The sequence below is a fragment of the uncultured Ligilactobacillus sp. genome (assembly GCF_948826705.1).
Lineage (GTDB): Bacteria > Bacillota > Bacilli > Lactobacillales > Lactobacillaceae > Ligilactobacillus.
In genome coordinates, this window is sequence record NZ_CAQLEL010000088.1 from 1 (window position 1) to 6,320 (window position 6,320).

Below are 6,320 nucleotides of genomic sequence, written 5' to 3' on the forward strand. Positions count from 1 at the left end.
ACCGCCGCTACTGGTCTGCGTTCGATAGTCGTGTCATAGATCACAAACGTTTCAAACACATTCGCTTGTTTGATCTTATTGCCGTCATCATTCTTATATTGGATGTCGTAAGCACGTCCAAATTTAGCCACATCATACATCAACTCGTTATCCAAGGTCGCTATATCGTTTGCTTTATTGAACTCTAGTAGCTTATCGTTCAACTCGTTATCATCTGGCAAACTATATGACAGTGGCACGCTAGTCGTATATCCCGCCACAAATTGTGCGATCAACTTACCAAAATTATGTGCGATCCGATGATCAGCTTTATTTTTATCCAAACGGCGATCACCACTAAAGATACCTGCATTACGTCCTTTAGAATAACCATCTAAAACTTCCAATCGTGGCACTTGATTAGTGATGAAGTGCCGTATCATCTGTGTTAGCGTCTCATAATTGTTACCTTTCAAGTCATCTAAAGAGTTGACCCGATAATGGATATTGCTTTCAACGCTAAAAGGAAACAGCATACTGTTATCACTTAACTCTATGCCGTTCTCAAATTCATTCACTTTTAACATTACATATACCTCTTCAATCTAGCCAGCTCTTCAACTGACATGCTTTCTTCTAAGTGGTCCAGATAATCGTTATACATTGCGTAACGCATGCTGTCCATACAGTCATCATCTTTCTTGATGACATCGCCCGTCTTTTCGTTCCAAGCATAGTTATAGATCTCTTTGCGAAACTGTGGACAATCATCATAGACGACTCTAAATTTGTCGTTATGCATTGCTCCAGCTACATACTCGATACCATTCAAGACATTTTTATTAGCGTTCATTGCTCGAATGCCTGCTTGACTCAGATCGTAAATATGTTCAGGGTTAGCAGTATCACAATAAAAAGGGATGTTCCCAAAACGCTCCTTAATATCCTTTGCCACATCTACCCAATAAGCAATCTGCTCATAACTAGCAGCATGCTCTTCCATTAGCGTATATTGACCATCTCTATATCCCATAACAGTAAAAACAGTCTTATGGTTAAAGCCCCAGTCAACGCCAACAAAAAAGCGCTCGTATGTTTCATCGAACGCTTGTTGTCTGCTTATTGTCATTGTACGTCTGTCAAACTCAGGATAAACAAGTCCCTGACCTGATACCCATAACCCTAAGATAGAACGATCGTAAAACATCCCCGTTGGTGTGGTCGCCTTAAGACCTTCGATATAGCTTTGATCAAGTGTTGTATTTTCTTCAAGCTTAAAATTAAAGTACAACGTCTTGCCACTATCATTTTCTTTATCGATATACTGTGCTTTTAACCAATGCTCGGGATGGTCGGGGTTAGTATCACAAATAATATGCGCTCCTGGTCGTGAACAGCGGTTATTTATCTCTTGAAATACGTTTTGATCAGCTAATGAAGCTTCGTTGATATATGCTCCATAGCTTGTCATACCACGTATAGATGCCATACCACGAATAGAACCAGTATATGCTGGCACGATCTCAACGCCTAACAAATGATAATGCCCGAAACGGTCAGTCTTAGGTGATATGCGAAATTGATTACCAAGCTCTGAAATGATATTCGTATAGATCGTACCTGACGATACACCAGCAAGAATATATTTAGGATTTGAATCTCTCAGCTGTTTTGCCAGCTTTCTGACTCTATACAACTCAAGCAAGAATAAGTAATTGTCAATATACGTCTTGCCTGAACGAACAGAACCCGAATTGATTAGAAAACGAAATTCTTGAGTACGATAAGCATGTAACACTTCACGCTGTTTCTTTGTCAGTACGTCATTCAGTGCCATGTTCCCGTTCATCCTCGCTTTCAATCGTTTCGATCAATTCTAATAAGTGATCTTCTGCATTAGCACCCTCACTCTGCAAGATCTTAAGTTTAGCTTCTTTGATTTTCGTATCAAGTTCAGAGTCTTTAATACGATGCTTAAGCAACTCTCTTTCTTCAACCGATAACTGACTATCGTTATACTTATCACGCCAATTATTTTTGAGCCAAAATATCTGGGCGGTGACGTGCCCATTCTTAGCTTTTTTGAACAGTGCATTCTCAATGATAAAGTTAGCCTGCTCTTTTCCCATTTTTAAGGCGTTGGATATGTTAGGGTATTTCTTTATCCAGTCATACAACGTCTCACGTCTAATTCCAATATTATGAGCGATTTGTTCATCAGTCAGGCCATCACGTTTCCAACCTTGCAATAATAATAAATTTTCTTGCTTCAGCCACTTCTTATATTGTCCTCTTGCCATTTCAAGTAACGCCACCTCCTTTCTATTTGTACATGAATCCAGCAGTTTTCACTTTTCGAACCTTCCATGTTTTATTAGAATGCTGTGATACATAACCATATCTTGACATTCTCCACTTGGGATTACTTTTTAAAGAAAAAATCATATTCTTGGCACTAGTAACGATTGATAACTTATAACCTAGCTTTTTATAATATTCTCCAAAAAAATCAACTACTTGCGTACCTATACCAATACCTTGGTAATCTGGTAAAATAACTATTCTCGATATTCGTTTTAGATTCTTTATTTTGTGTGGTACATGCAAAATTGCTACAAAACCAATAATTTTTTCATCATCATAGATACCAAAGCACCTAGCCGCTTTATTTAAAGATGTATCTAAATAGTGATACTTCCTAAATCTTCGCCATTCTTGATAATCGCATTTTCTGATATAAAACCGTTTTTCGGGTCGGTGCCCGTTATAAAAGAAAATTGCATTGTATCGGTATTAAATACCCAATCTGGCTGTAACCATTCGGTTATATCAAAATGACACGAAATAGCAACAAATTGTTTGTTACTTTTTTTAATTGCCTTATTGATCGCAATAGATGTTGTTCTTGCTACTTTTCTATCTACAACTGATGTAAACTCATCAAAAACTATTAAGTCTTTTTCAGCTAATGCTCGAGCAATGTCCACACGCATTTTTTCTCCGTTAGATAATACATGATATGGCTTTAACCATGATGGTACTGATCCAAACCCTACAGAATAAAATAGCTTTGAAATTTCTTTTAAGCTCATGTTTTTAGGCATATCGTCAACAACACTCTTATGTGTATATTCAAAGCCTTGTATAACATTATTACTAAAAATTTCGTTAGCAATCGTACTTTTACCTGTTCCAGATCCACCAACAATTAATCCGATTTGCCAACTTTCAGGGAAATCAAACGATCCTTTAAAATGTTCGACACTTTTTTCTATATTTAAATCAAAGTCATTTTCAATTTGTGCAACTCTGAAAGTTTTATCTACTTTACTTTCTCTTAAAATGTCGAAATTTTGCATTGATACCCCTCCTCGGCTAATGCTCCATAAGCACTTTGTAATTCTTCTTCATTTTCAAAATCTAAGATAAGCTGATAAACTGTTAAATCTTTATCTGACAAATCTTCAAGATCTTTGTTAGTATCTTCTTCAATATCATCAAATCCAAAATCAGACATATCCAGATCAACAATATCATCTAGTTCTATATCTAACAGTTCCATATCCCAATCAGCTAATTCACCGGTTTTGTTATCAGCTAAACGATATGCTTTGACCTGTTGTTCTGATAATGTGTCAGCAATCACAACTGGAACTTTTTTCAATTTTAATTTCTTAGCAGCCTTTAAGCGTGTATGACCTACAATGATCACGTTATCTTTATCAACCACAATTGGTTGTTGCCACCCAAATTCTTTGATAGAATTAGTTGTTACTTCTACCGCATCATCATTGACTCGGGGATTGTTTTCGTATGGCTTAACTTGATCAATAGGCATTTCGATTACTTTCATTTGATCGCTCCTTTCTGCAAAATAAAAAGCCAGCCTGTTACAGCTGACTACTCAATATTTTTAAAAGCTACATTGTGATCTTTAGAATAAACATCCATGTACAATTCTTTTTTATCTCCGTTATAGGTAAACTCATAATATGCATCGTTAGATCCTGAAATACCTAGTAATGCTTTGTTATTTTGCAACACCTTACAACTCCACACAGCCAAAACATTTTCTTTGGCTACTCCCATGTGTTTAGAAATCTTCTCGATACATAGATTTAGAAATTTTTGTCCATCCATAATCGTATACCTCCTAAAACAAAAAAAGCCAGCGATTAAGCTGACTTATGATATGAACAAAGGCTAAAGCTGGAATTGCACCAACACGGTATGGGGAAGTTACCGCTCACTAGATTAAGCCATTTTGCCACTCTCGGTCGTTGTGGTGGCAAGGACTTATCGCGCCCACACGCTAAACTTATTTAGCGACGCTTTAGCACGTCATGCTTTCGCATCCAAGATATTCTCAAAGTAAATAATCAAACTCATGTCCCATTTCTGGAACACTATCATGATACTATGATGTTCCGACGGTTTACCAGCGCTATTTCGACGGTTTTACAGCGGATTTCCAGCGGAAAAGCAACGGTTATTCAGATAATCTCTTATCAAGCAGTTCTTTAAGCTCCAATAGATCTTCATACTTACCATACTTCGTGATAAACGTCCTTGCTACCGATCGCTTACGCATATAGGCAGCTTTCTCTTTATTCTTAGCTTGCCAACGTTTATTCCGTTCTGTCTGTGATAATGCCATTACTTCATCACCCACCAAGCAATTAATCCAGCTATCACGATCAAAGCGATAGCACTTGTGATCATTTCTTTTTTTGTAGTTCGTCTAACAGAAGCGCTCATTTTAAATTTACCTTTTTGATATTCAAATAACTTCATTTGTACAACCTCCTAATTATTGTGTTATACTAAAAGTACCAAGAAGGGGAAGGGCGATTCCCCTCCTGTGGTAACTAATCAATGTTACCACTCAAAAGTAAGCTCAAAGCTCACGATTACCAAATTGATCTTGATAGTAAGTTTGGTTTTAGTGGGCTTTTTTGCTTGTAACCTTTTAAGCAGGATCATCAATCTCACCTCCTTCTTGGTACTACTTTATTGTACTATATACATTACGTAATTGCAATACTTTTATATTAAAAAAGCCTGATTTCTCAGACTTTTTCACTTATATTTGTGTAGATCTTTCCACCATGGACAACACGTCTCAAAAGCGTCTGCAAACTCATTTTCTGCCTTGCGTTTTTTTACTCGATATTGTGTTTCTTCGCATCCTAACCTTTCGCATATCTCCCATGCGCCTAAATCATCAACATATACAGCAATTAATATTTGCTTGCTCTCATCCCTGATTGCATTTAAAGCATCAATGACCCGCTCTAATGTTTCTTGTGCATATACACGTTTTACGATCCGCTCTTCTAAGTTATTGCCAAAAGAGGGCGCTTTAGGTTCATCAGTGATCACAGGCGATTTTAAAAAGCTATTTCCAACACCAGCCACTCGCATTAATTTTGGATAATCTTGCTTGAAAAACTTGCGTACATTAGCTGATGTCTCGATCACATCAACATCAATACCCGAAAACCACGCTGCAAACTCCTCAGCTTTGCTCATATCGATTTCCATCAAATTGCCCTCCATGTTATAATTTGTAGTGAATGTTTGTTTGGAGGGCTATCGCAATTAGTGCGGTAGCTTTTTTATTTGACTGCGATCACCTTGTAGCGTCTTCTTAGTAGTGATTTCTTTTGTCTAGCTATCATGACAGTTGAAACATTACAGCCTACAAAATCAGCAACTTCTTGTGCTATCCCAAATTCATATTTTTCACCAGTCTGCGTATCAAATAGATACCATGTCTTGAAGTAACGATTTTCTTTCTTACCTTTTGGCTTATATCTTTTGCCACCAGACTTACTCCAATCGATCTTCTTTTCACCTTTTTTCGGCATACCAACTAACTTGATATACACTTCAAAGGCTTCTGCGATCAGCTTGTCTTCTGGATGTTTTTTAACATATTTCTTCATCTCGCATCGTTCATTTGATAGCACATCACCAAATTTTTTACTCAAGATGTCGACTGCTATTGCGAACTTCATTTTCTCATCCTCAATAGATCCACGATCTCATATAATTTGGTCATGCACACACTGACTAAGTAAGCCACTAGTAATCCAACTAGTACCAAAGCATTGATAAAGTATCCTTGCGACATTCTAATCAGAATAGCTACTAGTAACCCTGACACACCTAAAATATTTAGTGCATTCCACACTCCATTTGCCAACATAGAAATTGCCTCCTTACTCATTAATTGCATATCCGATAAAAATTCCGATCGCCAAGCATGTGCCTGCGATAACGATTGTTAATGCTGTCATTTTACATCACCTTCGACATTCTCTTTTAAAAACCTATCA

At 37.1% G+C, this 6,320-nt stretch carries 12 protein-coding genes; all 12 read right to left on the minus strand.

What is annotated here, in order from left to right; all coding sequences use genetic code 11:
• A partial coding sequence (locus Q9Q35_RS05980) for a phage portal protein (protein WP_304652579.1) occupies window positions 1–566 on the minus strand: 566 nt, incomplete at its 3' end.
• Window positions 566–1,816 (minus strand): PBSX family phage terminase large subunit, encoded by a 1,251-nt coding sequence (locus Q9Q35_RS05985; RefSeq protein ID WP_304652580.1) that lies wholly within the window; start codon window positions 1,814–1,816, stop codon window positions 566–568. The genes Q9Q35_RS05980 and Q9Q35_RS05985, both read right to left, overlap by 1 nt.
• Window positions 1,803–2,279: a small terminase subunit gene (locus Q9Q35_RS05990; protein WP_304652581.1), complete on the minus strand. Its 477-nt coding sequence runs from the start codon at window positions 2,277–2,279 to the stop codon at window positions 1,803–1,805. The genes Q9Q35_RS05985 and Q9Q35_RS05990 overlap by 14 nt, the downstream gene beginning before the upstream one ends.
• Window positions 2,280–2,301: 22 nt before the next feature.
• Window positions 2,302–2,757, minus strand: a complete 456-nt coding sequence (locus tag Q9Q35_RS11975; RefSeq protein ID WP_370648889.1) for a GNAT family N-acetyltransferase — start codon at window positions 2,755–2,757, stop codon at window positions 2,302–2,304.
• A complete protein-coding gene (locus Q9Q35_RS05995) occupies window positions 2,661–3,338 on the minus strand; it encodes an ABC transporter ATP-binding protein (RefSeq protein WP_304652582.1) in 678 nt (225 codons plus the stop codon). The genes Q9Q35_RS11975 and Q9Q35_RS05995 overlap by 97 nt, the downstream gene beginning before the upstream one ends.
• Window positions 3,317–3,832 carry a ParB N-terminal domain-containing protein gene (locus Q9Q35_RS06000; RefSeq protein ID WP_304652583.1) on the minus strand — a complete coding sequence of 172 codons (516 nt, stop codon included), beginning with the start codon at window positions 3,830–3,832 and terminating at the stop codon, window positions 3,317–3,319. Before Q9Q35_RS06000 ends, Q9Q35_RS05995 begins: the two co-directional genes overlap by 22 nt.
• Before the next feature lie 47 nt (window positions 3,833–3,879).
• On the minus strand, window positions 3,880–4,119 hold the full coding sequence (locus tag Q9Q35_RS06005) for a DUF6275 family protein (protein ID WP_304652584.1): 240 nt from the start codon (window positions 4,117–4,119) through the stop codon (window positions 3,880–3,882).
• A 349-nt stretch (window positions 4,120–4,468) separates the two neighbouring features.
• Entirely contained in the window at window positions 4,469–4,636 is a 168-nt protein-coding gene (locus tag Q9Q35_RS06010; RefSeq protein WP_004047968.1) for a hypothetical protein, read from the minus strand.
• A complete protein-coding gene (locus tag Q9Q35_RS06015) occupies window positions 4,636–4,773 on the minus strand; it encodes a hypothetical protein (protein ID WP_156399008.1) in 138 nt (45 codons plus the stop codon). Before Q9Q35_RS06015 ends, Q9Q35_RS06010 begins: the two co-directional genes overlap by 1 nt.
• 285 nt (window positions 4,774–5,058) lie before the next feature.
• Window positions 5,059–5,523, minus strand: coding sequence for an ArpU family phage packaging/lysis transcriptional regulator (locus Q9Q35_RS06020; RefSeq protein ID WP_304652585.1), 465 nt, complete (start codon window positions 5,521–5,523; stop codon window positions 5,059–5,061).
• 74 nt (window positions 5,524–5,597) lie between these two features.
• A complete protein-coding gene (locus Q9Q35_RS06025) occupies window positions 5,598–5,999 on the minus strand; it encodes a hypothetical protein (RefSeq protein WP_304652586.1) in 402 nt (133 codons plus the stop codon).
• Window positions 5,996–6,190 (minus strand): hypothetical protein, encoded by a 195-nt coding sequence (locus Q9Q35_RS06030; RefSeq protein WP_304652587.1) that lies wholly within the window; start codon window positions 6,188–6,190, stop codon window positions 5,996–5,998. The genes Q9Q35_RS06025 and Q9Q35_RS06030 overlap by 4 nt, the downstream gene beginning before the upstream one ends.
• Window positions 6,191–6,320 lie beyond the last annotated feature (130 nt).

Excerpts from the sequence above, each read along its gene's own strand:
- Q9Q35_RS05990 (WP_304652581.1), bottom strand. The coding sequence starts at position 2,279 with ATGGCAAGAGGACAATATAAGAAGTGGCTGAAGCAAGAAAATTTATTA.
- Q9Q35_RS05985 (WP_304652580.1), bottom strand. The coding sequence starts at position 1,816 with ATGGCACTGAATGACGTACTGACAAAGAAACAGCGTGAAGTGTTACAT.
- Q9Q35_RS05995 (WP_304652582.1), bottom strand. The coding sequence starts at position 3,338 with ATGCAAAATTTCGACATTTTAAGAGAAAGTAAAGTAGATAAAACTTTC.
- Q9Q35_RS06005 (WP_304652584.1), bottom strand. The coding sequence starts at position 4,119 with ATGGATGGACAAAAATTTCTAAATCTATGTATCGAGAAGATTTCTAAA.
- Q9Q35_RS06025 (WP_304652586.1), bottom strand. The coding sequence starts at position 5,999 with ATGAAGTTCGCAATAGCAGTCGACATCTTGAGTAAAAAATTTGGTGAT.
- Q9Q35_RS06000 (WP_304652583.1), bottom strand. The coding sequence starts at position 3,832 with ATGAAAGTAATCGAAATGCCTATTGATCAAGTTAAGCCATACGAAAAC.
- Q9Q35_RS06030 (WP_304652587.1), bottom strand. The coding sequence starts at position 6,190 with ATGTTGGCAAATGGAGTGTGGAATGCACTAAATATTTTAGGTGTGTCA.
- Q9Q35_RS06015 (WP_156399008.1), bottom strand. The coding sequence starts at position 4,773 with ATGAAGTTATTTGAATATCAAAAAGGTAAATTTAAAATGAGCGCTTCT.
- Q9Q35_RS06010 (WP_004047968.1), bottom strand. The coding sequence starts at position 4,636 with ATGGCATTATCACAGACAGAACGGAATAAACGTTGGCAAGCTAAGAAT.
- Q9Q35_RS06020 (WP_304652585.1), bottom strand. The coding sequence starts at position 5,523 with ATGGAAATCGATATGAGCAAAGCTGAGGAGTTTGCAGCGTGGTTTTCG.